Raw genomic sequence first — 22,987 nt, forward strand, 5'->3', positions numbered from 1 at the left:
AGTAACAACGAAATGTGATTTCGTGCGTTGGGCATCCGGGCGAGGAGGCTTCCATGGCGAACACATCCACCGCTAGGGCCATCGCAAGCCGCCAGGCTTGCGGGAGCGGAGCGCCCATGCGGATGTCCGCCTCCCGGCTCAGGCTCGCCGCCGCCCTCGCCCTCGCCCTAACGTGGTCGGCGTCGACCGCCTGGGCGACGCAGTCAGATAACAGTATGCGCCCCGCGCTGTTCATCGCCGGCGCCGCCCTCATTGACCCGGCCACCGGCTCAGCGTCGCCGCCACAGGACATCCTGATCCTTGGGGGAAGGATCGCAGCCATCACCCCCGCAGGCGCCGCCCAACCGCCCGAGGGCGCAGCGCGCATCGACGCCTCGGGGCGCTTCGCCATGGCCGGGCTGATCGATGTTCACGCCCACCTGGGCGAAGGCGGCGCCCTGCCGGGCGATGAGACGACCCGCGCCCGCGCCTTGCAGCAGTTCCTGCGCTACGGCGTCACCAGCCTCTTCATTCCCGGTGCGACCGGCGCCAACGACGCCGAATTCTCAGGGTTGCGGGAACGTTGCCGGGCTGCTGCGGGTCGATGCCCCGACCTCCAGGGCGCCGGCTCCCTCATCACCGCCCCCGGCAGCCACCCGATCTCGACCATCTTCAACATGCCGGCGGATACGCCCCCCGCCGTGCTGGAAGCCCTGGGCGTCACCATGCTGACCTCCGACGCCGACATCGATCAGCTGATGGACGCCAAGAAGGCGGCGGGCGTGGACGCCGTCAAGATCGTCATCGAAGACGGCCCGCCGCCCTGGTACCCCAAGCCCCGTCTGAGCGACGCCCAGATCCGCCGGCTCGTCGCCGCCGCCCACGCCCGGTCGCTGCGGGTCTTCGCCCATATCAGCACCTCGGAGCATGTGCGCATCGCCCTCGACGCCGGGGTCGACGGCGTCATGCATGGGCCGACCGATCGGCTGCCGGACGATCTGGTGCGGCGCATGGCCGAACAGAAGATGACCCTGGTGACGACCTTCGCCCTCTATGACGGCATCCTCACCTGGGCGCGGGGGCAACGCGAGACGGACCCCTACGCCCTGGCCGGCGTGGAGCCCTCAGCGGTTGAAAGCCTGACGGCCCCGCCCTTTCTCGCCGCCGCGGCCGAGGACGAGGCGACGGCGCTCGGCTACCTGACCACGGCCTCGGACAATCTGCGACGCGCGGCGGCGGCGGGCGTCCCCATCGCCCTAGGCACGGATGTCGGCAACCCCTTCGTCTTCCCGGGCTACGCAGCGCACGAGGAACTGTCCTGGATGGTGCGCGCGGGCCTCAGCCCCGCTCAGGCCCTGCAGGCCGCCACCCTCGGCGGCGCCGCCTTCCTGGACCGCCCGGATCAGGTCGGCCGTCTGGCGCCGGGCTATCGCGCCGACATCCTGCTGCTGGCCGACAATCCCCTGCTGACGATCGAGAACAGCCGCAGCATCGTCGCCGTCATCGCCAACGGCGCGCGCATGGATGACGTGGTGTCGACTGCGCCCTGACCCGTGCGCCCAGCGCTCGCCCTGGCATCTGACCATGTCGCCTGAATCCCCGAAGACCGTGCAACGGCTTCAGATGGACCATGGCGACCCCGGAGGGACTCCAACCCCCGACCTCGGCTTTAGGAAAGCCTTGCTCTATGCAGCTGAGCTACGGGGCCGTTGCGTCGTCCCTAGCGGCTCGCGGCCATCAGGGAAAGACGCCGCGCCCGACTTATCCACCCGGCAAGAAACTCCTAGCGATTAATCCGCGTTAAGCTACAATATCTTGTAGGGAACAAAGCCTGAATCGGGCCGTGTCGCTGATTCGGTCATGATTCGTTTCGCGCCCGTTCCAGGCGCCGGAAAGCATCTGTTCATTCTTGCCCTCGATCTGCGGTTTCGCTTGAGAAACCCAGGGCGCTTCTCCACCTTGAACTCGACATGAGTGATCGTTCCGCAGGTCTGGCCCCATCGCGCGTTACGGCGATCCTGGGCCCCACCAACACCGGCAAGACCCATCTGGCGGTCGAACGGATGCTGGGTCACGCCTCGGGCATGATCGGCCTGCCGCTGCGCCTGCTGGCGCGCGAAATCTACGAGCGGATCGTCAAGCAGCGCGGGGCCGCCGCCGTCGCCCTGATCACCGGCGAGGAGAAAATCGTCCCCCCGCGCCCGGCCTATTTCGTCTGCACCGTCGAGGCCATGCCGCTGGAGCGCCAGGTCGAGTTCCTGGCCGTCGACGAGATCCAACTGGTCGCCGACCCGGAACGCGGCCACGTCTTCACCCAGCGCCTGCTGCATGCGCGCGGCCGGTTCGAGACCATGTTCCTGGGGGCCGGGACCATGGGGCCGCTGATCCGCGCCCTGGTCCCAGACGCCGAGATCGTCACCCGCGAGCGCCTGTCCACCCTGTCCTACGCCGGGTCCAAGAAGCTGACTCGCCTGCCGCGCCGCAGCGCCGTGGTCGCCTTCTCGACCGAGCAGGTCTACGCCATCGCCGAGCTGCTGCGCCGCCAGAGAGGCGGGGCCGCCGTGGTCATGGGGTCCTTGAGCCCCCGCACCCGTAATGCCCAGGTCGAGTTGTTCCAGTCGGGCGAGGTGGACTTCCTGGTCGCCACCGACGCCATCGGCATGGGGCTGAACATGGATGTCGACCATGTCGCCTTCGCCGGGCTCAGGAAGTTCGACGGCCGGCGCACCCGCTGGCTGCACGCCGCCGAGATCGGCCAGATCGCCGGTCGCGCCGGACGCCACCTGCGCGACGGCACCTTCGGCGTCACGGGCGAGGCCGAGGAGTTGGACGAGGACATCCTCGAACAGGTGATCAGCCACCGCTTCGATCCGGTCGAGGCCGCCGAATGGCGTCACGGACGGCTGGACTTCGACACCCTGCCCGACCTGCTGCGCTCGCTAACCGTCTCGCCCGAGCGCTTCGGCCTGCGGCTGACGGCCCAGGCTCTGGACGAGACCCTACTGCGGCGCTTTGCGGCCGATGACGACATCAAGAAGATCGCCCGTTCACGCGGGGCCCTGATGCGTCTGTGGGAGGCCTGCCAGCTGCCGGACTTCCAGAAGACGACGCTGGACGAACACGCCCGCCTGTCGAAAGAGATCTTCACCGCCCTGACCAGCCGCCGCGGCCGTCTGACCGAGGACTGGGTGGCCCCGCGCTTCAACGACTTGGACCGCGACGACGGCCAGATCGACCAGCTGTCGGCCCGCCTCGCCGGGGTGCGGACCCTGGCCTACATCGCCAACCGCCCCGACTGGATGGATCAGGCGCAGGGCTGGCGCGACAAGACCAAGGCGCTGGAAGAGCGTCTGTCCGACGTCCTGCACGAACGGCTGACGGCGCGCTTTGTGGACCGGCGCACCACGGCCCTGATGCGGGCGCTGAACGTGCGCTCCGACACCCTCGCGGGCGTGGGCGACGACGGCGAGGTGACGGTCGAGGGCGAGGTGGTCGGCCATCTGGAAGGGGTCCACTTCACCCCCGACGCCGGCGGTTCTGCCCTGGCCGATCGCGCCCTGCGTCAGGCCGCGACCCGCGCCGTCGGGCCTGAGATCGCCCGGCGCCTCGGCAGGCTGGCCGCCGAGGCCGACGAGGCCTTCAGCGTCATTCCCAATCCGCGTTCGGGCGGCGGCGACGTCCTGTGGCAGGGCGCTTTGACGGCCCGCATCACCAATGACGATCCATTCGCGCCGCGCGTGCGGCTGCTGGGCGAACTCGGCCCGGTCCCGGCGCGCGAACGGGCGCAGCGCCGCACCGAGGCCTGGCTGGCGTCCGAGGCCGGGCGCGCCCTGCGTGAGTTGCGCCGCCTGCGTCAGGCGGTCGACAGCGGTGCCCTGACCGGCCTGCCGCGCGGTCTGGCCTTCCGCCTGATCGAGGCGGGCGGCGTCATTCCCCGCGCCGAGGTCGAACGCGATCTGGCGGCGCTGAGCCAGCATGAGCGGCGCACGGTCAAGACCTTCGCCATCCGCGTCGGCGCCCATTCGGTATGGCTGCCCGGCGCACTCAAGCCCCGCGCCCGGCTGCTGGCGCAAGCCTTCGTGACCGAGCCCTTCCGCCCCGGCGGCGAGGCCCTGATCCCCCTGTCCTCGCCCGCGCCGTCGCCCCGCGCGCTGTCCGCCTTCGGTCGCCGCGCGATCGGATCATGGAGCGCGCCGGTCGAGGCCCTGGAACGCTTCGCCGACCTGTCGCGCGCGACGGGCAAGGCCCCGCTGTCGTCCGAAGCCCTGAACGAACTGGGCTGGACCGCCGAACAGGCCAGACAGGTGCAGGCCGCCCTGCGTCTCCCCCGCGCCGACAAGGCCCCGCGCCCGGGCAAGCCCGCGCCGCCGCCCAAGGATTCGCCCTTCGCCGCCCTGGCCCAACTGACCCAGCCGCCCGCGCCCCCGCGCCGCAAGCGCCGCCCGAGGCGCAAGGGCGCCTCTGCATGAGCGTGCAAAGCTGCCGCATCGACCTGTGGCTGTGGCGCGCCCGCTTCGCCAAAACCCGCAGCCTGGCCGCCGACATGGTCGAGCGCGGCGCCGTCCGCCTGACCCACCACGGCGTCCAGACCCGGCTCGACAAGCCCAGCCGCAGCGTCCACCCCGGCGACGACATCCTGTTCGCACAAGGCGGGCGGCTGATCGCCGTGCGCGTGCTCCATCTAGGCGAAAGGCGCGGCCCTCCCGAGGAAGCCCGCGCCCTCTATGCCGCGCTCGACGCGCCGGAAGGCTGATTTTCCTCCCCGCCCTGTGCGGAGGGGGACCGCGCAGCGGTGGAGGGGCTCTTTGCAGACGGCCCCTCCGTCACGACCGCCACGCGGCCGCGCCACCTCCCCATTGCATGGGGAGGAGAACTCAGCCCTGCTTCACGAACTCGCCTTCAATGTGCAACTCCACCTCGTCGCCGAGGGCCGGCAGGCCGAAGGTGATGCCGAAGTCCGAGCGCTTGATCTTGGCCTCGCCGTCAAAGCCGGCCTTGTAGCCGCCGCGCGTCTGGCCGGCCTGATTGAAGTCGACCTCCATGGTCACCGGCTTGGTCACCCCGCGCAGGGTCAGTTCGCCATAGACCGTCGCTTCGTCGGGATCGGACGGATCGACGACGATGCGTGTCGAACGGAAGGTGGCGACCGGGTGGTTGGCGGTGTCGAAGAAGTCCGCCGTCTGCAGGTGGCGGTTCAGACCATCCGAGTTCGACGCCACATCCGTCAGCGGAATAGTCGCCGTCAGGCTGCTGGCCGAGGGATTGGCCGGATCGAGCTTGAGCTCGGCCTGAACGTTCACGAACTGGCCGACATAGGTCGAGAAGCCGAGGTGATCGACCGACCAGGTGATCTTGCCGTGGGCGGGATCCAGCTTGTAGTCGCCGCCCTGGACCTCTGACGGCACGCGGGTCAGGGCCGCCTGGGCGACGACGGCGCCCCCGGCCAGAAGGCTGAGAGCCAGGGCCCCGGCGCCGATGCGGACGACTGCGGAACGGGTGACGAAACGCATGGGCGAACCTCCTTCTGAGCGATGATCTGTAATCGCATGGGATGCAGAGACGCCCCCGCCCCGTCAAGCGCCCCGCGCCGCTGAACAGCGCCCTCGGTTGACAGTTGGTTCCGACGGGGCCATGTGCCCGCCCTCGACCCTGATTGCGCCAGAGAGCCCACCCGACCGCCATGACCTACATCGTCACCGACGCCTGCGTGAAATGTAAGTTCATGGACTGTGTCGAGGTCTGCCCGGTGGACTGCTTCTATGAGGGCGAGAACTTCCTGGTCATCGCGCCCGACGAATGCATCGACTGCGGCGTCTGCGAGCCGGAATGCCCCGTTGACGCCATCGTCCCCGACACCGAGGACGAGCCGGACGGCAAGTGGCTGCAGGTCAACGCCGAATACGCCAAGGTCTGGCCCAACATCACCGTCAAAGGCACGCCGCCCGCCGACCGCGAACAGTACGAACGCGAAACCGGCAAGTTCGAGAAATACTTCAGCGAGAAGCCCGGCAAGGGCTCCTAAGACCTGAACACAATCCGGTCACAAAGTGCCGGAACCGCTCAGTCGTCCTGTGGATGTTTTGAGATTTCCTAATTTTATGATAGGTTCCTCCCTATTCGAAACGGGCGGTTCCGCAGTCATGCGCGCCGCCCGCGTTTGCGACAGTCCCCCGCCGAACAGACGGGGTCGGCCAGAGGTTCGGTGATCCGCTTTCGCTTCTGATGTGTGACCTGACCGCCCAACCGACGGGACCAGTTTCCGGCGGCGGGGTTGTTTTCGCCCATCAGCTGCGCTCAGCGCCTCGCTTCGCCCCTGTTCCGGGAAAGGAATGACATGACGAGCAAGACCGGTCTGGAATTCAAGGTTGGCGACGCGGTGGTCTATCCCGCCCATGGCGTCGGCAAGGTGGCCGCCATCGAGACTCAGGAAGTCGCCGGCATGTCGCTGGAGGTCTATGTCGTGACCTTCGACCACGAAAAAATGACCCTGCGCGTCCCGACCAAGAAGGCCAAGACCGCCGGCCTGCGCACCCTGGCCGCCGACGACACCGTCACCAAGGCCCTGACGACCCTCAAGGGCCGCGCTCGCGTCAAGCGCACCATGTGGTCGCGTCGCGCCCAGGAATATGAAGCCAAGATCAACTCGGGCGACCTGATCTCGATCGCTGAGGTGGTCCGCGACCTGCACCGCGCCGACACCCAGCCGGAACAGTCCTATTCGGAGCGTCAGCTCTACGAATCGGCCCTGGACCGCATGGCTCGCGAAGTCGCCGCCGCCAACCGCATCGACAAGGACGCCGCCGTCGCCCTTCTCGCCAAGTCGCTGAGCGCCAAGAAGCCGGTCCCGACCGCCGCTGAACTGGCCGCCGCAGAGGCCGAAGCTGAGGCCGAAGCCGCCTGATCCACGGCGACAGACGGATACGACAAAGGCCCGGCGGAAACGCCGGGCCTTTTTCTATGACCATCACATCCCTGCGACTCAGCCTTAGAAATACTCCGCGTTCGCCGGGCATTGGGCGCTGATCCGCCGAGCCGTGATGCTGGCCGGGATATAGGGCGTGCCGCGCGCCAACTGGGCCCCGCCGTTGAAGCGGAAGCTCTCGGTCTGATAGGTGCCGTTCAGGCGTACATTGATGCGGCGTCCCTTGCGGTCCTGACAGCTGCCTTCAAAGCGGGCGTTGCCGTCCCCGACCTGACGCGTCGGATAGGTGCACTGCCACTTGCGCGTCGACAGGCCGCCGAAGAAGCGATTGATCTCGCTGGGACGGACGCACTTCTGCTCCGTGTCGCGCGCGCCCATGACGCTGGTGGTGTATTCCCAATAACCGGGCAGGACCTCGCTGCGGCTGGCCTGGGCCTGCGGGGCGGAGGCCGGCGCGGCCAACATCACGGCGCCGGCGACGACGGGGGCGGCCACGGCCGCGGCGCGCGCCAGCGAGACGGACAGGGTCTTCATGGGGAATTTCCGATAGGTCTTCATGCGATCCTCTATATAGCAGGTCGTTGAACGTCGGCTGAACGATGACGATCCCCGGCGGTCATCACGGCGCAATCCCCAGCCTGACTCGACTCCAGCCTTGACGGCCTCCGAGTCATTCCTCTATACGGCCCCCTCTCTCGCAGGGGTCCGCCCGCTGCGTGCACCTGTTTCATGCGTCCGCACACGTTCGCGGATGTGACCTTGAGGATCTTAAGATGTCGCGTCGTTGCGAACTCACGGGTATCGGCCCGATGGTCGGCCACAATGTGAGCCACTCGAACATCAAGACCAAGCGCCGCTTCCTGCCGTCGCTGAAGACGGTCAAGGTGGCTTCCGAGTCGCTGGGCCAAACCTTCTCGCTGCGCATCTCGAACGCCGCGCTGCGCACCCTGGACTACAAGGGCGGCCTGGACGCCTTCATCGTCAAGGCTCGCGACGAAAAGCTGTCGACCGCCGCCCTGCGCATCAAGCGTCAGGTCAAGGCCAAGCTGGCTGAACAGACCGCCGCCTAATCAGCGCCGTCTGACAAGATCTGAAGAGGCCGGTGGAAACACCGGCCTTTTTCTTTGTCTGCTTCTTCGCTCACCATTTAGGCCGTCATCCTTGGGCTTGACCCGAGGATCAGGTTGTCCGCCTGCGCGACGTCCGCAAGGCCGAGCGCGCCCTAAGCTCGATCCTCGGGTCAAGCCCGAGGATGACGGCAAGCGGGGTGCGGGCTTGCGAGCCCCGCCCCAACCGCTACCCTCCCGGCTCGATCCTCGTGGAGCCATCGCCTTGCGCCTGACCGCCGCCCTCTGCCTGGCCACAGCCCTGCTGTCGGCGCCTGCGCTCGCTCAGGAAGCCGCCCCGGCTCGCGATTCGACGGCCTTCACCCTATCCAGCGGCACGGCGCGCACGCCCGAGCAGTTGGCCCTGCGCTTCGACAAGGCCGACCTGTCGTTCAAGCTCCTGCCCGAGACCCAGTCGATCGAGGCCGTCGCCGTCCTCGACTTCACCGCCACAGCGCCCACGCCCGCCGTCGTGGTGGAACTGGACACCCTATTCGCCATCGCCTCCATCACCGTGGACGGCCAGGCTGTCGCTGGCTGGTCCAACCCGGACGGTCGCCTGACCATCCCCCTGCCCCGCGCCCTGACGCCCGGGCAGACGGCCTCAGTCCGCATCGCCTACGCCGGTCGCCCGCATCAGGCCAAGCGCGCGCCCTGGGACGGCGGCTTCGTCTGGTCGACCACGCCTGACGGCCAGCCGTGGATCGCCAGCGCGGTGCAGGGCGAGGGCTGCGACCTGTTCTGGCCCTGCGTCGACCATCCACAGGGCGAGCCCGACCGCGTGGACCTGCACATCACCGTCCCGTCCGCCCTCAGCGCCCCCGCCAACGGCCGATTCCTGGGCAAGACCGACAACGGCGACGGCACGACCACCTGGAACTGGATCGCGCGCCAGCCCGACACCTACGCCATCAGCCTGAACGTCGGCCCCTTCGTCGAGATGGCCGCCGACTACCCCAGCCGCTTCGGCAATGTGATTCCCCTGCGCTTCTGGCGCCTGGCCACGGACGAACCGGCCAAGGCCGCCGCCCTCTTCGCCGAGTTCCCCAAGCAGCTCGACTTCTACGAGGCCACCATCGGCCCCTTCCCCTTCGGGGACGAGAAGATGGGCGTGGTCGAGACCCCGCACCTGGGCATGGAGCACCAGACCATCAACGCCTACGGCAACGGCTACAAGCTGGACGGCAAGGGCTACGACTGGCTGCTGCAACACGAACTGGCGCACGAGTGGTTCGGCAATCAGCTGACCAACGCCGACTGGGACGACATGTGGCTGCACGAGGGCTTCGGCACCTATATGCAGCCCCTCTACGCCCGCTGGCTGAACGGCGAACGCGCCATGCAGTCCGAACTGCAGACCATGCGGTTGACGCTGTCCAATCGCTTCCCTGTGGTCTCGGGCAAGCCTCAGGACGCCGGAACCGTCTACAACAGTGAAACCGGGCCGGGGCTGGACCTCTATTACAAGGGCGCCCTGATCGCCCACACCCTGCGCCTCCATATCGGCGACGAGGCCTTCTACGAATCCTTGCGTCGGCTGGTCTACGGCCGCCCCGATCCCAAGCCCGGCAACTTCGCGCCCCGCTACGCCACGACGCCGGAGTTCATCGCCATCGTCAACGCCGTGACCGGCCAGGACCTCGGCTGGTTCTTCGACGCCTACCTGTATCAGGCCGCCCTGCCCGACCTGGTCATGACCCGCGACGGCGAGCGCGTGACCCTGGAATGGAAGACCGGAAACGGCCGCCCCTTCCCCCTGCCAGTCGAGGTCGAGGTGGACGGCCAGACCCGCACCCTGCCCATGACCGACGGCCGCGCCAGCTTCACCGCCCCCGCCGGCGTCCACGTGCTGCTGGACCCCGGCTCCAAGGTGCTGCGCCGCCTTGAATACCTCGAGGTCTGGAAGGCGTCGCAGCAGGCGCCGGCCTCATGATCTTCGAGATCATCGCCTGCGCCGCCGTGGTCGGTTTCGTCGCCTTCGCCTGGTGGATGGCCTTCCACCGCCTGCCTCGCCCGGACACGCCGCCCAAGCTGACCGTCTTCACCACCATGGAAGACCGCATTCGCCAGATCCCTCCGAAGGATCAGGACTAGGGCTCCAGCTCGATGTCCCAGTAGAGGATATTCGATGCCGCGAACTCTCGTTCTATCCTATTGATAAAGCTGATTTTTCTAAGAACTTAGGAAATCTCAGCGACGATTGGTCACCATATGGTCACCAGAAGAGGGGAAGAGCCAGCAATCTGGATCAATACCCACTTCCTGAAATCCCATAGCAGAAACCCGGTCGGAAATCTCCCGACCAGCGGCCGCTGAGCCGCCGAAAGCCCTAGCCCAACTTAGTGAGCCAGCAGTGGGGTGCGTGCGGGCTATCCTCGCTGTGCGACCAGCAGCCGTTTGCATCAGCAGACGCTGGAGGTGAGAACATCTAATGTCCGCCTCCGATCCGCGATCGGCCCCGAGCTCACCCTTTCGGCGTGCCGAGATCGTTGTTAGTCGGTCAGCGTGCTAGGCTTATGCATCGACCCCGAAGCCTCAATAGCAACTATCACCTCGACACGGAGACCGCCTCCTGGTGAGCGCAAGAACTGCACCTGTCCCCCATGGGCCTTCACTGTGGCGAGGACGATAGAGAGGCCCAGACCGCTCCCTCCGGAAGGTGCATTGGCCGCACGGAAGAAGCGCCTACCCAGCCGATGCAGATCCGAGAAGGCCACGCCCGGGCCGTCGTCCTCGACGATTAAACGCCCGGAAGTCGGGTCGTAACTGATCACGACTGAGGATGCCGCATGCGCCTGCGCGTTGGCGAGGAGATTGGCAGCCGCTGCCTCGAAGCGATCTGGATCCACGTTAAGCAGCGCGTCACCTTCAACGATCGACACCCGATCATCGCCTTCCGCTCCTGCAAACAGCGACCGAAGCGTCACCCAGCGGCGATCTTCGTCGCTAACCGGCATCTCGTCCTCGCGCGCCAAGACGAGAAGACCTGTGACGAGGCGGGCAGTGCGATCGACAGAGGTCTGGATCTGCTCCAGCGCGCGTCTTCGAACGGCCGTATCCGAAGACGACGCCGCAATCTGCGCCTGGACGCGCAGGCCTGCCAGAGGCGTACGCAATTCGTGCGCGGCAGCGGCCGTGAACTCGGCCTCGCGACGTCGCGCTGCGCCAAGGCGTGACATCAAGTCGTTCAGCGCCAGGGCGAAGGGACGGAGTTCGCGGGCGTCCGGCGATACGTCCAACGCCGTCAGATCTTCCGCATCCCGTACCGCAAGGCTGCGGGTCATTTGTCGAATAGGGGTCAGCCCCCGCCCTACCGACCACCAGATCAATACGCCAAGCACCAGCAGACCAAGGACCGCCGGACCGATCAAAGCGGTGACGACATTGCCGACCAGGTGCTCGCGAACGGCCAGATTGTCCCCGACCATGACCCTGAAACCGGCATCACGATCATGCACCGTGTAGACGCGCCAGCGCTCGCCCCGGATCGTGCGTTCTGAAAAACCGTCGCCCCCTTCCGACAACCGCTCCGCAGGCGCGCTTTGGGACCGACCAATCAGATCGCCTTCCAGCGACCAGATCTGGCAGGAGAGCTGACGGTCGTAGACATCGGCGGCCCCGCTTTCCGGAGCCTGCATCGCCGGGCGCACGCTGCCGGCCTGCATCAGGGACGAGACCATGCGGGCCGACTCCATCAGGCGCCGGTCCAGCACCCGTTGCACCTCGGCCCGGGTCTGGATCTCGACCCAGACGACCGCGCCGCCCCAGACGAGGGCGGTCACGAGCGCGAGGGTGGCGAACAGACGCAGGCGGATCGAGCTCATTGCAGGGTGTATCCTACGCCGCGGACGGTGCGGATGAAGCCGGCTCCCAACTTGGCCCGGAGATAGTGGATGTGCACTTCCACCGCGTTAGAGCCGATCTCCTCCTGCCAACCGTACAGGCGTTCTTCTAGCTGACTGCGCGAGAGGACCTGTGCAGGCCGTTCCATCAGGGCCTCCAGGATGGCGAACTCACGTCTCGAAAGGGGCAGGTCCCCCTCTTCACGCCAAGCCAGACGCGACTGGGGATCAAGGGTCACCCCGCCGTGGCGCAAGGCGGGCGCCGAGCGCCCAAGCAGGCGACGCCGCACCGCGCGCAGTCGCGCCGCCAGTTCGTCGAGATCGAAAGGCTTGCCGACATAGTCGTCCGCGCCGGCGTCCAGACCCACAATGCGGTCCCGACTGTCATCGCGCGCCGACAAGACCACCACGCCGACATCCATGTCGCGCTCGCGAACGAAACGCAGCACCGAAAGGCCGTCGCCATCAGGAAGACCCAAATCCAGCACGACCGCATCGAACGCCGAGCTTTCCAGCGCCGCGAGGGCGTCCTCGACCCGCCCGACGACTTCGACCGTCCAGCCGCAGGCGCTGAGCCCGACCTGGAGGCCGTCGGCGAGAACGGGATCATCTTCTATGGCGAGCAGTCTCATGCGGCGTGAGGTGGAAGTTGCGGCTTAAGCCTGACTTAAGCTCGTTTGCCGACGAGATGGCCATGAGGTTTTTCCGCCGACTGTTGCCCGCCGCTCTCGCGATCCTGTCCTTCACCCTTCCGGGTTCGGCATTGGGTCAGGCTCCGCTATCGCCTGACAAGGCCTTCTCCCTGACGGTGACGCGTGAGGCTGACGGCGACCTGGCCTTCGCCTGGGACATTGCGCCCGGCCATTATCTCTATCGTGACCACACCGTCGCCAGCACGCCGGGCGGGAAAGCATCGCTGCCTCTGGAGCTTGCGACCGGCGAAACCAAGGACGATCCGGGCTTTGGCGTCGTCGACGTCTGGCATGACGAGGGTCGCGCGACCCTATCGGCGCAGACCCTGACGCAGGTTGGCGGCCCGACGTCGGTCAACATCACCTACCAGGGGTGCCTCGAGGACTCGATCTGCTACCCGCCGATGACGCGGACAGTGGACGTGCCGACCCGGCCGCAGTCCGAGGTTGCCGCTCGGGAGGCCGATGCGCAGACCGCTCAGGCCGCCGCTCTGCTGGCGATCCAGGCGCCGGGCGCTGCACCCACACCCGCACTCGCGAGTGATGAGGGCGCGTTGGCGCCTCCGCCGGTCGCGCCATCGCCGGCGGTCATCCCGGACCCCAGCCCGGGCTTCGTCGATCGCTTGGCGCTGCAGGGCGGGGCCACCTGGGTCCTGCTCGCCTTCTTCGGTTTCGGCGTGCTTCTGGCCTTCACGCCCTGCGTCTTTCCCATGTACCCGATCCTGGCCGGCGTCATCGGACGCGGCGTGGACGGGCGCGGTACGCGCCGAGGCCTGATGCTCTCGGTCGCCTATGTGCTGGGCCTTTCCGTCGCCTTCGCCCTGCTGGGCGTCGCGGCCGCCTGGTCCGGACAGAACCTGCAGATGGCGCTCCAGTCGGTTTGGGCGATCGGCGCTCTGGTTGTCGTCTTCGTCGTTCTCGCCGCGTCCATGTTCGGCGGCTTCGAGTTGCAACTGCCCTCGGCCTGGACCAGCCGCCTGTCCCGCGACAGCGGTGACGGACGGCGGTCCCTGCCCTCAGCCGCAGGTCTGGGCTTCGTCTCCGCCCTCATCGTGGGCCCTTGCGTCACCGCGCCCTTGGCGGGTGCCCTGCTCTATATCGCACAGACCGGCGACGTTGGGCTGGGCGCGGCGGCCCTGTTCTTCCTGGGCCTGGGCAAGGGGGTGCCCTTGATCGTGTTCGGCACGGTCGGCGCGCGCTTCCTGCCCAAGGCTGGGCCGTGGATGGACCGGGTGAAGATGCTGTTCGGCTTCATCTTCCTGGGCATGGCCTGGTGGCTGGCCGGCCGCATCCTGCCGCCGAGCGCGACGCTGGCTTTCGGCGCGGCGCTGGCGCTCGGTCTGGCGGCGGCTCTCGGCCTGTTCCAGCCGCTGAGCCCGAATCTGAGAAACGGCGTCGCACGTGTCGCTGGCCTGGCGGCCGCGACCTGGGGCCTGTTGCTGCTGGTCGGCCTCAGTCTCGGGGCGGACGACCCGTGGCGTCCGCTTGAGCCCCTGGCGCGGCCCGCTGGAATCTCAGCCGCCGCGCCGGTCGAAACCGCAGCGGTCGTGCTGGATCAGACGGCGCTCGACCGCGCCGTCGCCGATGCCGCCGCGCGCGAACGTCCCGCCCTGGTCTATTTCACCGCCGACTGGTGCGTCAGCTGCAAGGTGATCGAGCGGACGGTGTTCGAGGACCCCGCGGTCATCGCCGGCCTTTCGAACACCGACCTCATCAAGGTCGACGTCACGCGCAGCACGCCCGAGGCGCGCGCGCTTCTTGAGCGGCACGGAGTGATCGGACCGCCGACGATGATCTTCCTGTCGCCCTCGGCGACCGAAGCGCCGGGCAGCCGACTGATCGGAGAGATGTCGGCCCAAGACGTCGCCTCCGCCCTGCAGAGCGCCGGAGCCGCCGCATGAACGCCATCACCCTGGGCCCGCTCGTCCTGTCGGGCGAGCGGTTCGCCATCATCGCCGGCGTGTTCGTCTTCATGATCGGCGTCGGGCTGTTGGCCAGCCGGGTCAGCCCGCGCTTCAACCTGTGGAGCACGGTCCTAGTCTTCGGCGGTCTGGCGGTCGCCCGCCTCGGTCACGTGGCGACGCACTGGGAGTATTTCGGGGCTGACCCGTGGCGGGCGCTCGCGGTCTGGCAGGGCGGATTCAGTTGGATCTGGGTCGCGCCGGTCGTGATCCTGGCCACCATTCTGCTGCTGCGCACGACGCGCGAACGCGCCTGGGCCATTGCGCCTGTGCTGGCCAGCGCCTTGGTTTGGACCACCGCCCATCAGTTGGCCTCGGCGACGCAGCCCATGGCGCCGCCCGCCCTGACGCTGGCCGCGATGGACGCACCGGCGATCGACCTTTCGGCGCCGATCGATCGGCCTACGGTGATCAATCTCTGGGCCACCTGGTGCCCGCCCTGCCGGCGCGAGATGCCGGCTTTGGCCCAGGCCGAAAAAGCCCATCCGAATGTGCGCTTCCTCTTCGTCAACCAGGGCGAGGGCGAAGCCGGCGTTCGGGCCTTTCTGCAGAGCCAGGGGCTGGCCCTCGACCATGTGCTGTTCGACGAGGCCATGGCGCTGCCCCGCCACTACGGTACGGCCGGCCTTCCGGTGACCCTGTTCCTCCACGCCGACGGCCGTCTGGCCAAGGCCCACATGGGGGAAATCGCCCCCGAACAGATCGCGACCGAAATCGCGCGTCTGCACTGACCCCCTCGCCTCACGGAGCTTCCATGAACCGCACCTTCGCCCCTGCCTTCGCCGCCGTCCTGGCGCTCGCCGCCTGCGGCCCGGCCGACGCCGACAACGGCGCGGCGCCCGCCAGCCCTTCCGCCGCCTCCGGACAAGACATGCCGCCCATCGCCCAGGTCGGCTTCAATGACCTGCTGCGCGATCCCGCAGCGCCCTTCATCGGCGCCGAGAACGCCGATGTGACCATCATCGGCTTCGTCGATTACAACTGCCCCTACTGCAAGAAGATGCAGCCTGAGATCGACGGCCTGCTGAAGGCGGACACCAAGGTGCGCGTCCTGTACAAGGATTGGCCGATCTTCGGCGACGTCTCGGAGACCGCCGCCCGGACCGCCCTCGCCGCCGCCTATCAGGGCAAGTACGAGGCCGTCCATAACGCCTTCATGCTGTCGCCGTCGCGCATCGGCGACCAGGCGGACATCACCCGTCTGGTCCAGTCGGCCGGCGTGGACATGGCGCGCCTGAATCAGGACCTGGCCGAACACCGCGCAGACATCGACGCGGTGCTGGACCGAAATGGTCGAGAAGCGGCGGCCCTGGCCCTGCAGGGCACGCCCGCCTTTATCATCAACGGCAATCTGATCCCCGGCGGCATGCCCCAGGCGCAACTCGAAGCGGTGATCGGTCGTATCCGCTCCGGACAACCGCTGCGCTGAAGCCGACCATGACCACCCTGACCCTGCTCCAGCTGAACGACCTCCACGGCTATCTCGAGCCGCATCCCGAACTGGTGCGCACCGAAGGCGGCTGGCGGTTCGAACGGCTGGGCGGGGTCGCCCGCATCGCGCGCCTCTTCGAAGAGGCGCGCGCCGAAGGTGCATGCCTGACCCTGGACAACGGCGACACCTTCCATGGCACGCGGGTCGCCGTCGCCAGCCGGGGCGAGGCGCTGGTTCCGATCATGAACGCCCTGAAGATCGACGCCATGACGGCGCACTGGGAGTTCGCCTATGGCCCGGCGGGGTTCAAGGCGTTGGCGGCGGGACTGGATTATCCCGTCCTGGCCGCCAATGTCTTCCGCAAGGATGACGGCGCGCCGGAGTTCGACGGGCGGTGGGTGTTCGAGCGCGGCGGTCTGAGGATCGGCGTGATCGGCCTGGCCTGCCCCATCATCGACAAGACGATGCCCCCCGCCTTCTCTGAAGGCGTGCGGTTTGAAATGGGTGTGGCCGAAGCCCGCGAGCAGCTGCACCAGCTCCGCGAGGAAAAGGTCGATCTGGTCGTCCTGCTGTCGCACCTGGGCTTTCCGCAGGATCTGAAGCTGGCCGCCGAAACGCCGGGCATCGACGTGATCCTGAGCGGTCATACCCATAACCGCCTGCACGAACCGGCCCGCGTCGGCGACACCCTGATCATCCAGTCCGGCTGCCACGGCGCCTATATCGGCCGGCTGGATCTGGAGATTGCAGAGGGCCGCGTGTGCCTGCGGCGCCATCGGCTCATAGCCGTGGACGCTGGCCCCGAAGACGATCAAGTCGCCGGCTTGGTGGAGATGGCCCTGGCGCCCGAGCGCGAGCGTCTGGCGCGCATCGTCGGCCGCACCGCCATCCCCCTTCACCGCTACGCCATGGCCAGCGCGCCGATGGACGACGTCCTGCTGGCGGCGGCGGCGCAGGCGGCGGGCGTGGACATCGCCTTCTCCAACGGCTGGCGCTACGGCGCGCCCGTCGCGCCGGGTCCGGTCACTCTGGGCGACCTCTACAATATGGCGCCGATGAATCCGCCGATCTCACGCACGACGCTGACCGGGGCCGAGTTGCAAGCGATGCTGGAAGAAAATCTGGAGCGCACCTTCGCCGCCGACCCGTATGAGCAGATGGGCGGCTACATCAAACGTTGCCGGGGTCTCACGGCCTTCGTGAAGCTTGAGAATCCCAAGGGGCAGCGCCTCGACCGCCTGCTGGTCGGAGACCGCCCTGTCGAGCCGGAGGCGGACTATCTGGTGGCCTTCGTCACCGCCCAAGGGGTGCCCGAACATTACGGGCGAGACCGCCGGACGCTCGACATCGACACTGTGGGGGCGCTTGAATCCTGGTTCGCCGACCATACGCCTGGCGAGACCGATCTGCCCGTCAGCGTCCTCATCATCTGAAGGAACACCTTATGGACTCCGTCGCCGCCCGCGACTTCTGGAACAGCCGCTATGACCGCCAGGACTATCTGTTCGGCGAGACGCCCAACGCCTTCCTGGCCGCTCAGATCGCGCGGCTCCAGCCCGGCATGACCGCTCTGGCGGTCGCCGACGGCGAGGGCCGAAACGGCGTGTGGCTCGCCGAACAGGGCCTGGCCGTCACCACCACGGATATCGCCCCGCGCGCGGTCGAGAAGGCCCTCGCCCTGGCCGAGCGACGTGGCGTCACACTGGACGCCCAGGTGGCGGACTTCGAGACCTGGGGCTGGCCGCAGGGTGCGTTCGACGTCGTGGTCGCCGTCTTCATTCAGTTCGCCCCGCCTCCCCAGCGCGACCGACTTTTCGAGCGTATGAAGGCGGCCGTGAAGCCTGGCGGCCTGGTCCTGTTGCAGGGCTATCGGCCGGAACAGATCGCCTATGGCACCGGCGGTCCGGGGCAGGTCGAGAACCTCTACACCGAGGCGCTGCTCCGCGACGCCTTCGCCGACTTCGACATCCTGCATCTGAAAAGCCACGACAGCGACGTCTCCGAAGGCGCCGGCCACAGCGGCCGGTCCGCCCTGATCGATCTCATCGCCCGCCGTCCCTGACCCCCAGCGCCCGCACACCGGAACCCGCCATGAAAACCCTCGTGATCGCCCTGTCCTTGGCCGCCTCCCTGGCGGCCTCCCCGAGCTTCGCCCAGGCTGTCTCAGGCTTCGGCGGCTTCAAGCCCCTGCCCGAGGCCGGCGAACAGCCGGATCCGTCGCGCATCTATCGGGTCATCTTCGACGTGTCCCAGGGCGGTGCGGACGACAGGCCGCTGAAGGGATTGGATCGCGTCGCGCGGCTGGTGAATATGCTGGCGGCGGGCGGCGTGGACGCCGACCACCGTCAGATCGTGGTCGTCCTGCACGGCGCCGCCACCCCTGCAGTTCTCTCCGACGCCGCCTGGACCGCGCGCGGCAAGGGCGACGCCAACCCCAACAGCGCCCTGATCCGCGCCCTCATCGCCGCCGGCGTCCAGGTTCGACTGTGCGGCCAGGCCATGGCGGGGAACGGCATCGCGCAAGCCGATCTCGAAGCGGGCGTGAGCGTTGATCTCGCCGCCCTGATGACGGTCATCCACCTTCAACAGGCCGGATACGCCCTGGTTGTGAACTGACGGCTCGGCATAGGCGGAACCTTTCCTGAGCATAAGAACTATTAGTTTGCGTAAGTATGTATGTAATTGTTCATTGGGGCGTCTGAAGGAGATATCGACATGACCGGACTGCCCCGCCTCAACGAACCCGCCCCCGACTTTCACGCCCGCACCACGCACGGGGATCGCAGCTTGGCCGATTACCGCGGCAAATGGCTGATCCTCTTCTCGCACCCGTCGGACTTCACCCCGGTCTGCACGACCGAGTTCATCGGGTTCGCCAAGCATGCGAATGAGTTCGCCGCCATGAACTGCGAGCTCCTGGACCTCTCGATAGACAGCATCTTCTCGCACCTAGCCTGGACCCGGAACATCAAGGAGAAGTTCGGCGTCGAAATCCCCTTCCCCATCATCGAGGATCTGAAGATGGAGGTGGCCCAGGCCTACGGAATGATCCACCCCGGGGCGGCCGACACCTCGGCTGTTCGCGCCACCTTCCTGATCGATCCGGAAGGCAAGCTGCGCGCCATGGTCTACTATCCCATGAGCAATGGCCGCAGCATCGAAGAGTTCGTTCGGCTGCTCACCGCGCTCCAGGCGTCCGACGCCAACGGGGTCGCGACGCCTGAGAACTGGCGCCCTGGCCAACCGGCCATCGTCCCCCCGCCCAAGGCCGCCGAGGCGGCCGAGGCTCGCGCTTCCGAGGGTTACGTCTACACCGACTGGTATTTCTCGACGCGCGACCTCCCCGACGCCCCGAAAGCCGCCTGATCGGATTCCGGCCGGACCTCGCAAGCGGTCCGGCCTTTTTCTTCGCAAACCAAACGGAGCCTTCATGCAGATCATCGACCACGGCGGAGCGCGCATCGCGGCGCTCCACGACAAGAAGACCGGCAGTTGGCAGTATGTCGTCTCCGACCCGGTCAGCCGCAAATGCGCGATCATCGATCCGGTCTGGGATTTCGACGAGAAGGCGGCGGCGACCTCGACCCGCAACGCCGACGCCATCCTGGACTACGTCAAGGCGAAGGGCCTGACCGTCGAGTGGCTGCTGGACACCCATCCCCACGCCGACCACTTCTCCGCCGCGCCCTTCCTCAACGAGAAACTGGGCGCGCCGACCGCCATCGGCGAAAAGGTCATCGGCGTCCAGAAGCTGTGGAAGGACATCTACGGCCTGGACGACGACTTTCCGGCCGATGGTCGCCAGTGGGACCGACTCTTCAAGGCTGGCGACACGTTCGCTGTTGGCGACCTGCCGGCGCGGGTGATGTTCTCACCGGGGCACACCATGGCCTCCATCACCTATGTGATTGGCGGCAACGCCTTCGTCCACGACACCCTGATGATGCCCTATGCCGGCACCTCGCGCGCCGACTTTCCGGGCGGCGACTCGAAGACTCTCTTCCGAAGCATCCAGGACATCCTGGCCCTGCCTGAAGAGACCGCCGTCTTCGTTGGCCACGACTATGGCCCGGATGGCCGCGAGCCCGCCTGCTTCAGCACCGTGAGAGAGCAGAAGGCGGACAACATCCATGTCGGCGGCGGACGCGGCGAGGCGGATTTCGTGCGGCTCCGCGACGATCGGGACGCCACCCTGCCCTTGCCGAATCTGATGCTCTACGCGCTTCAGGTGAACATCCGCGGCGGGGTGCTGCCGCCGGCCGCGCCGGACGGGCGCGTCTATTTCAAGATTCCCGCCAATCACTTCGCCCCACCCCAGGAGAATTCTTGATGCGCCCGTCCGCACTGACGCTGGCCGCCCTCCTGAGCGCAACGGCCCTGGCCGCCCACGCCCAGACGCCCGCCGATCCACTTCATGTCTACGGTCCCGGCGGCCCCTCCCCCGCCATGCGCGACGCCGCGAAGGCCTATGAGGCGCGCACCGGTCGCGCCGTGGCCGTCGTCGCCGGACCCACGCCCCAATGGCTGGACCAGGCCAAGGCGGATGGCGACCTGATCTTCTCAGGCTCCGAGACGATGATGACCGACTTCGTCAGCGCCCTGGAGGGCCGCATCCGCGCCGAGGCGGTCGAGCCGCTCTATCTGCGCACCGCCTCCATCCTCGTTCGGCCGGGAAATCCGGACGGCATCGGCGGCCTTGAGGATCTTTTCCAGCCCGATCGCCGGGTCTTGGTTGTCAACGGCGCGGGCCAGAACGGCCTGTGGGAGGACATGGCCGGTCGCACCGGCGACATCGCCAAGGTGCGCGCCCTGCGTCGTAACATCGTCGTCTACGCCCGCAACAGCGCCGAGGCCCGACAAGCCTGGATCGACGACCCGACGCTGGACGCCTGGATCATCTGGGGCATCTGGCAGGTCGCCAATCCGGACCTCGCTGATGTGGTCGAGGTCGAAGAGCCCTACCGCATCTACCGCGACGCCGGCGCCGTTGTGACAGAGACCGGCCGCCAGGACGCCGACGCCCAGCCGTTCCTCGACTTTCTGAAGTCCGACGAGGGGGCCGCCATCTTCGCGCGGTGGGGCTGGCGGACCGGCCAACCTTAAGCCTGCCTTAAGGTGAACCCTGCGGTGTCGGCGGCATGGTTGATCGTCGCTCCTCAATCCTGAACCGCCGACACCTGCTGGCGGCCGCAGCGGCGCCGCTCTGGGTCTCTACGGCGGCGCGAGCAGCACCCGCGCCCGCCGCCTTTGACATCACTGTTCTGACTACAGCCTTCTACGCGGCCCGCGGCGGACGCCCCGCCTGGGCGGGGTCCGCGCGCCGGCAAGCCATGGACGCCCTAGCTCTGGCGGACCGCCACGGGCTGTCGGCGCCCGACGGTCTCGCCCTTAGCGAAGCAGAACTGACCCAGGCCGTCCTGATCCTGGCTGAGGCGCTCGCCCATGGCCGGGTCGATCCAGCATCCGTCGAGACGCTCTGGGAGATGGATCGCAACCAAGTCGACACGCCGCCTCTCCTCGCAAAGGCGGTCGACGACGGAACACTTGCGGCGACGATGGCCGGCCTCGCACCCCAGGACCGCGGCTATCAGGGCCTGTGCGACGGCTTCCTCCGCTATCGCGCCATCGCCGACCGCGGCGGTTGGCCGCCCTTTGCCCTGGGCGCGACGATCGAACCATTTGCGTCCGACCCGCGCCTTCCCGCCCTCCTGCCGCGCCTTCGGGTGGAAGGCGATTTAAGCGAAGCCGCCGCCGCGATGGTCGGCCCGTCTGGCGGTGAATACGGCTCCATTGTGCAAGAGGCCGTTCGGGCGTTCCAGGTGCGCCACGGTCTTGAAGCGGACGCCCGCATCGGCCCGGCGACACAGCGGGCGCTCTCGATTTCGGCCGAGGCCCGCGCTCGCCAGATCGCGCTGAATTTGGAACGCCGCCGTTGGCTGAAGAGAGACGTCGCCCCGGAACGGATCGAGGTGAACACCGCCGCCTCCATCATGGTCTACTGGAAGGACGGTCGGCCCGTGCATTCGATGCGGGTCGTGACGGGTGACGCCGACAATGCGACGCCCAGCCTCGAACGGCCCTTCGCCTCGGTGGTCGCCAATCCGCCCTGGACGGTGCCGACTTCCATCGCCCAGCGCGAGATCCTGCCACGCGGCGCCGCCTATATGCGGGCGAACAACATGACGATTCAGAATGGCATGGTGGTTCAGCGCGCTGGCCCGAACGCCGCCCTGGGCCAGGTCAAGTTCGAACTTCAGGACAGCTACGCCATCTTCCTGCACGACACCCCGTCGCGGGGTGCGTTCGACCGGAGCTTCCGCCATCTCAGCCACGGCTGCGTGCGGGTGCAGGACGCGGTCGGCTTCGCTCGGCTGCTGCTTGCGCCCGACCCCGCGAGGCTCGCCCGATTCGACGCCGCGCTGGACAGCGGCGAGACCGTCCGGGTGGCGACCGGTCGGCCGATCGACGTGCGCCTGCTTTATTGGACGGCCTTTCTGGACGGCCAGGGCCGCGTCGCCTTTCGCGATGACATCTATCGTCGCGACACCCGTCTGGCGGAGGCGTTGGGTATCGACCTGCACCTGCCGCGGCCCGACGACCGGCGCGCCGATGCGGACGACGTCGGCCCCTGACGGTTATTCGGTCGTGCGGCCGTCGAAATGCTCGTGGTCGGCGGAGGCCTCTTCCACCGTGGCGTGAACCGTACCGTCGCGATGCTCCGGCGGACCATAAAGGGTGTAGAGCCGAAGCGGCTCGGACCCCGTGCTGACCACATTGTGGCGGGCGCCCTGAGGGACGATGACCCCGTCATCCGCCTTCACGGCGTGACGAACGCCGTCGATCCAGATTTCGCCCTCGCCCGCCTCGATGCGGAAGAACTGGTCGCGGTCGTCGTGGACCTCTTCGCCGATCTCCTGGCCGTGCGGAATGGCCATGAGGACGAGCTGCAGATTGTGGCCGGTGTACAGAACGCGGCGAAAGTCTGTGTTCTCTTCCGTCAGACGTTCGATATTGTCGATGAAGCCCTTCACTAGAGTCTCCTGTGCGGGTTTG

23 protein-coding genes and 1 tRNA gene are annotated in these 22,987 nt (G+C 67.6%); 18 read left to right on the forward strand and 6 right to left on the reverse strand.

What is annotated here, in order from left to right; all coding sequences use genetic code 11:
• Positions 1-215 precede the first annotated feature (215 nt).
• Complete coding sequence (locus tag RTY13_RS01365) at positions 216-1,529, forward strand: amidohydrolase family protein (RefSeq protein WP_312780602.1); 1,314 nt, start codon at positions 216-218, stop codon at positions 1,527-1,529.
• 81 nt (positions 1,530-1,610) lie between these two features.
• On the opposite strand, the gene RTY13_RS01370 is transcribed toward RTY13_RS01365, so the two are convergent.
• A tRNA-Arg gene (locus RTY13_RS01370) sits at positions 1,611-1,687 on the reverse strand.
• A 262-nt stretch (positions 1,688-1,949) separates the two neighbouring features.
• Between RTY13_RS01370 and RTY13_RS01375 the strand changes: the two genes are divergently transcribed.
• Both RTY13_RS01375 and RTY13_RS01380 read left to right on the forward strand, forming a co-directional pair.
• Positions 1,950-4,448, forward strand: a complete 2,499-nt coding sequence (locus tag RTY13_RS01375) for a helicase-related protein (protein WP_312780604.1) — start codon at positions 1,950-1,952, stop codon at positions 4,446-4,448.
• Positions 4,445-4,732 (forward strand): RNA-binding S4 domain-containing protein, encoded by a 288-nt coding sequence (locus tag RTY13_RS01380; RefSeq protein WP_312780605.1) that lies wholly within the window; start codon positions 4,445-4,447, stop codon positions 4,730-4,732. The genes RTY13_RS01375 and RTY13_RS01380 overlap by 4 nt, the downstream gene beginning before the upstream one ends.
• 121 nt (positions 4,733-4,853) lie before the next feature.
• Here the strand turns inward: RTY13_RS01380 and RTY13_RS01385 are convergent, their stop codons facing one another.
• Positions 4,854-5,489: a YceI family protein gene (locus tag RTY13_RS01385; RefSeq protein ID WP_312780606.1), complete on the reverse strand. Its 636-nt coding sequence runs from the start codon at positions 5,487-5,489 to the stop codon at positions 4,854-4,856.
• Positions 5,490-5,659: 170 nt separating this feature from the next.
• On the opposite strand from RTY13_RS01385, the gene fdxA reads away from it, so the two are divergent.
• Complete coding sequence (fdxA, locus tag RTY13_RS01390) at positions 5,660-6,001, forward strand: ferredoxin FdxA (protein WP_207825511.1); 342 nt, start codon at positions 5,660-5,662, stop codon at positions 5,999-6,001.
• Between the two features lie 312 nt (positions 6,002-6,313).
• Positions 6,314-6,880 (forward strand): CarD family transcriptional regulator, encoded by a 567-nt coding sequence (locus RTY13_RS01395; protein ID WP_296172362.1) that lies wholly within the window; start codon positions 6,314-6,316, stop codon positions 6,878-6,880.
• An 84-nt stretch (positions 6,881-6,964) separates the two neighbouring features.
• Here the strand turns inward: RTY13_RS01395 and RTY13_RS01400 are convergent, their stop codons facing one another.
• Positions 6,965-7,459 (reverse strand): DUF3617 family protein, encoded by a 495-nt coding sequence (locus RTY13_RS01400; RefSeq protein ID WP_312780610.1) that lies wholly within the window; start codon positions 7,457-7,459, stop codon positions 6,965-6,967.
• A gap of 215 nt (positions 7,460-7,674) precedes the next feature.
• On the opposite strand from RTY13_RS01400, the gene rpmB reads away from it, so the two are divergent.
• The 3 genes from rpmB (at position 7,675) to RTY13_RS01415 (ending at position 10,101) form a co-directional block, all read left to right on the forward strand.
• A complete protein-coding gene (gene rpmB / locus RTY13_RS01405; protein ID WP_312780612.1) occupies positions 7,675-7,971 on the forward strand; it encodes a 50S ribosomal protein L28 in 297 nt (98 codons plus the stop codon).
• 262 nt (positions 7,972-8,233) lie between these two features.
• A complete protein-coding gene (locus RTY13_RS01410) occupies positions 8,234-9,940 on the forward strand; it encodes a M1 family metallopeptidase (protein WP_312780614.1) in 1,707 nt (568 codons plus the stop codon).
• Positions 9,937-10,101 (forward strand): hypothetical protein, encoded by a 165-nt coding sequence (locus RTY13_RS01415; RefSeq protein ID WP_312780615.1) that lies wholly within the window; start codon positions 9,937-9,939, stop codon positions 10,099-10,101. Before RTY13_RS01410 ends, RTY13_RS01415 begins: the two co-directional genes overlap by 4 nt.
• 398 nt (positions 10,102-10,499) lie before the next feature.
• Here RTY13_RS01415 and RTY13_RS01420 read toward each other — a convergent pair whose 3' ends face one another.
• Both RTY13_RS01420 and RTY13_RS01425 read right to left on the reverse strand, forming a co-directional pair.
• Entirely contained in the window at positions 10,500-11,831 is a 1,332-nt protein-coding gene (locus RTY13_RS01420) for an ATP-binding protein (protein WP_035308677.1), read from the reverse strand.
• Positions 11,828-12,481 carry a response regulator transcription factor gene (locus RTY13_RS01425; protein WP_035308676.1) on the reverse strand — a complete coding sequence of 218 codons (654 nt, stop codon included), beginning with the start codon at positions 12,479-12,481 and terminating at the stop codon, positions 11,828-11,830. Before RTY13_RS01425 ends, RTY13_RS01420 begins: the two co-directional genes overlap by 4 nt.
• A gap of 62 nt (positions 12,482-12,543) precedes the next feature.
• Between RTY13_RS01425 and dsbD the strand changes: the two genes are divergently transcribed.
• The 10 genes from dsbD (at position 12,544) to RTY13_RS01475 (ending at position 22,566) form a co-directional block, all read left to right on the forward strand.
• Positions 12,544-14,442, forward strand: a complete 1,899-nt coding sequence (gene dsbD, locus RTY13_RS01430) for a protein-disulfide reductase DsbD (RefSeq protein WP_224764426.1) — start codon at positions 12,544-12,546, stop codon at positions 14,440-14,442.
• A complete protein-coding gene (locus RTY13_RS01435) occupies positions 14,439-15,233 on the forward strand; it encodes a TlpA disulfide reductase family protein (protein WP_312780618.1) in 795 nt (264 codons plus the stop codon). Before dsbD ends, RTY13_RS01435 begins: the two co-directional genes overlap by 4 nt.
• A gap of 23 nt (positions 15,234-15,256) precedes the next feature.
• On the forward strand, positions 15,257-15,931 hold the full coding sequence (locus RTY13_RS01440; protein ID WP_035308672.1) for a DsbA family protein: 675 nt from the start codon (positions 15,257-15,259) through the stop codon (positions 15,929-15,931).
• 8 nt (positions 15,932-15,939) lie between these two features.
• Positions 15,940-17,367, forward strand: a complete 1,428-nt coding sequence (locus RTY13_RS01445) for a bifunctional metallophosphatase/5'-nucleotidase (RefSeq protein ID WP_035308671.1) — start codon at positions 15,940-15,942, stop codon at positions 17,365-17,367.
• Between the two features lie 11 nt (positions 17,368-17,378).
• Positions 17,379-17,996, forward strand: a complete 618-nt coding sequence (locus RTY13_RS01450; RefSeq protein ID WP_035308670.1) for an SAM-dependent methyltransferase — start codon at positions 17,379-17,381, stop codon at positions 17,994-17,996.
• A gap of 29 nt (positions 17,997-18,025) precedes the next feature.
• A complete protein-coding gene (locus RTY13_RS01455) occupies positions 18,026-18,550 on the forward strand; it encodes a DsrE family protein (protein ID WP_052005017.1) in 525 nt (174 codons plus the stop codon).
• A 99-nt stretch (positions 18,551-18,649) separates the two neighbouring features.
• On the forward strand, positions 18,650-19,300 hold the full coding sequence (locus tag RTY13_RS01460) for a peroxiredoxin (RefSeq protein WP_312780621.1): 651 nt from the start codon (positions 18,650-18,652) through the stop codon (positions 19,298-19,300).
• Positions 19,301-19,364: 64 nt separating this feature from the next.
• Positions 19,365-20,264, forward strand: coding sequence for an MBL fold metallo-hydrolase (locus RTY13_RS01465; protein ID WP_312780623.1), 900 nt, complete (start codon positions 19,365-19,367; stop codon positions 20,262-20,264).
• Entirely contained in the window at positions 20,264-21,037 is a 774-nt protein-coding gene (locus RTY13_RS01470) for a substrate-binding domain-containing protein (RefSeq protein WP_035308668.1), read from the forward strand. The genes RTY13_RS01465 and RTY13_RS01470 overlap by 1 nt, the downstream gene beginning before the upstream one ends.
• 35 nt (positions 21,038-21,072) lie before the next feature.
• Complete coding sequence (locus tag RTY13_RS01475) at positions 21,073-22,566, forward strand: murein L,D-transpeptidase (RefSeq protein ID WP_081836188.1); 1,494 nt, start codon at positions 21,073-21,075, stop codon at positions 22,564-22,566.
• Positions 22,567-22,569: 3 nt separating this feature from the next.
• Here the strand turns inward: RTY13_RS01475 and RTY13_RS01480 are convergent, their stop codons facing one another.
• Positions 22,570-22,965 (reverse strand): cupin domain-containing protein, encoded by a 396-nt coding sequence (locus tag RTY13_RS01480; protein ID WP_035308666.1) that lies wholly within the window; start codon positions 22,963-22,965, stop codon positions 22,570-22,572.
• Positions 22,966-22,987: the final 22 nt, after the last annotated feature.

Origin of the sequence: Brevundimonas sp. (assembly GCF_032055285.1) — a bacterium.
Taxonomy (GTDB): Bacteria; Pseudomonadota; Alphaproteobacteria; order Caulobacterales; family Caulobacteraceae; genus Brevundimonas.

Bases quoted from the DNA above. Each gene is read 5' to 3' on its own strand.
- RTY13_RS01445 (WP_035308671.1), top strand. From the start codon at position 15,940: ATGACCACCCTGACCCTGCTCCAGCTGAACGACCTCCACGGCTATCTC.
- RTY13_RS01415 (WP_312780615.1), top strand. From the start codon at position 9,937: ATGATCTTCGAGATCATCGCCTGCGCCGCCGTGGTCGGTTTCGTCGCC.
- RTY13_RS01475 (WP_081836188.1), top strand. From the start codon at position 21,073: ATGGTTGATCGTCGCTCCTCAATCCTGAACCGCCGACACCTGCTGGCG.
- RTY13_RS01400 (WP_312780610.1), bottom strand. From the start codon at position 7,459: ATGAAGACCTATCGGAAATTCCCCATGAAGACCCTGTCCGTCTCGCTG.
- RTY13_RS01455 (WP_052005017.1), top strand. From the start codon at position 18,026: ATGAAAACCCTCGTGATCGCCCTGTCCTTGGCCGCCTCCCTGGCGGCC.
- RTY13_RS01435 (WP_312780618.1), top strand. From the start codon at position 14,439: ATGAACGCCATCACCCTGGGCCCGCTCGTCCTGTCGGGCGAGCGGTTC.
- RTY13_RS01460 (WP_312780621.1), top strand. From the start codon at position 18,650: ATGACCGGACTGCCCCGCCTCAACGAACCCGCCCCCGACTTTCACGCC.
- RTY13_RS01470 (WP_035308668.1), top strand. From the start codon at position 20,264: ATGCGCCCGTCCGCACTGACGCTGGCCGCCCTCCTGAGCGCAACGGCC.
- rpmB (WP_312780612.1), top strand. From the start codon at position 7,675: ATGTCGCGTCGTTGCGAACTCACGGGTATCGGCCCGATGGTCGGCCAC.
- dsbD (WP_224764426.1), top strand. From the start codon at position 12,544: ATGAGGTTTTTCCGCCGACTGTTGCCCGCCGCTCTCGCGATCCTGTCC.
- RTY13_RS01425 (WP_035308676.1), bottom strand. From the start codon at position 12,481: ATGAGACTGCTCGCCATAGAAGATGATCCCGTTCTCGCCGACGGCCTC.
- RTY13_RS01380 (WP_312780605.1), top strand. From the start codon at position 4,445: ATGAGCGTGCAAAGCTGCCGCATCGACCTGTGGCTGTGGCGCGCCCGC.
- RTY13_RS01395 (WP_296172362.1), top strand. From the start codon at position 6,314: ATGACGAGCAAGACCGGTCTGGAATTCAAGGTTGGCGACGCGGTGGTC.
- RTY13_RS01420 (WP_035308677.1), bottom strand. From the start codon at position 11,831: ATGAGCTCGATCCGCCTGCGTCTGTTCGCCACCCTCGCGCTCGTGACC.
- RTY13_RS01440 (WP_035308672.1), top strand. From the start codon at position 15,257: ATGAACCGCACCTTCGCCCCTGCCTTCGCCGCCGTCCTGGCGCTCGCC.
- RTY13_RS01375 (WP_312780604.1), top strand. From the start codon at position 1,950: ATGAGTGATCGTTCCGCAGGTCTGGCCCCATCGCGCGTTACGGCGATC.
- RTY13_RS01365 (WP_312780602.1), top strand. From the start codon at position 216: ATGCGCCCCGCGCTGTTCATCGCCGGCGCCGCCCTCATTGACCCGGCC.
- RTY13_RS01465 (WP_312780623.1), top strand. From the start codon at position 19,365: ATGCAGATCATCGACCACGGCGGAGCGCGCATCGCGGCGCTCCACGAC.
- RTY13_RS01385 (WP_312780606.1), bottom strand. From the start codon at position 5,489: ATGCGTTTCGTCACCCGTTCCGCAGTCGTCCGCATCGGCGCCGGGGCC.
- fdxA (WP_207825511.1), top strand. From the start codon at position 5,660: ATGACCTACATCGTCACCGACGCCTGCGTGAAATGTAAGTTCATGGAC.
- RTY13_RS01450 (WP_035308670.1), top strand. From the start codon at position 17,379: ATGGACTCCGTCGCCGCCCGCGACTTCTGGAACAGCCGCTATGACCGC.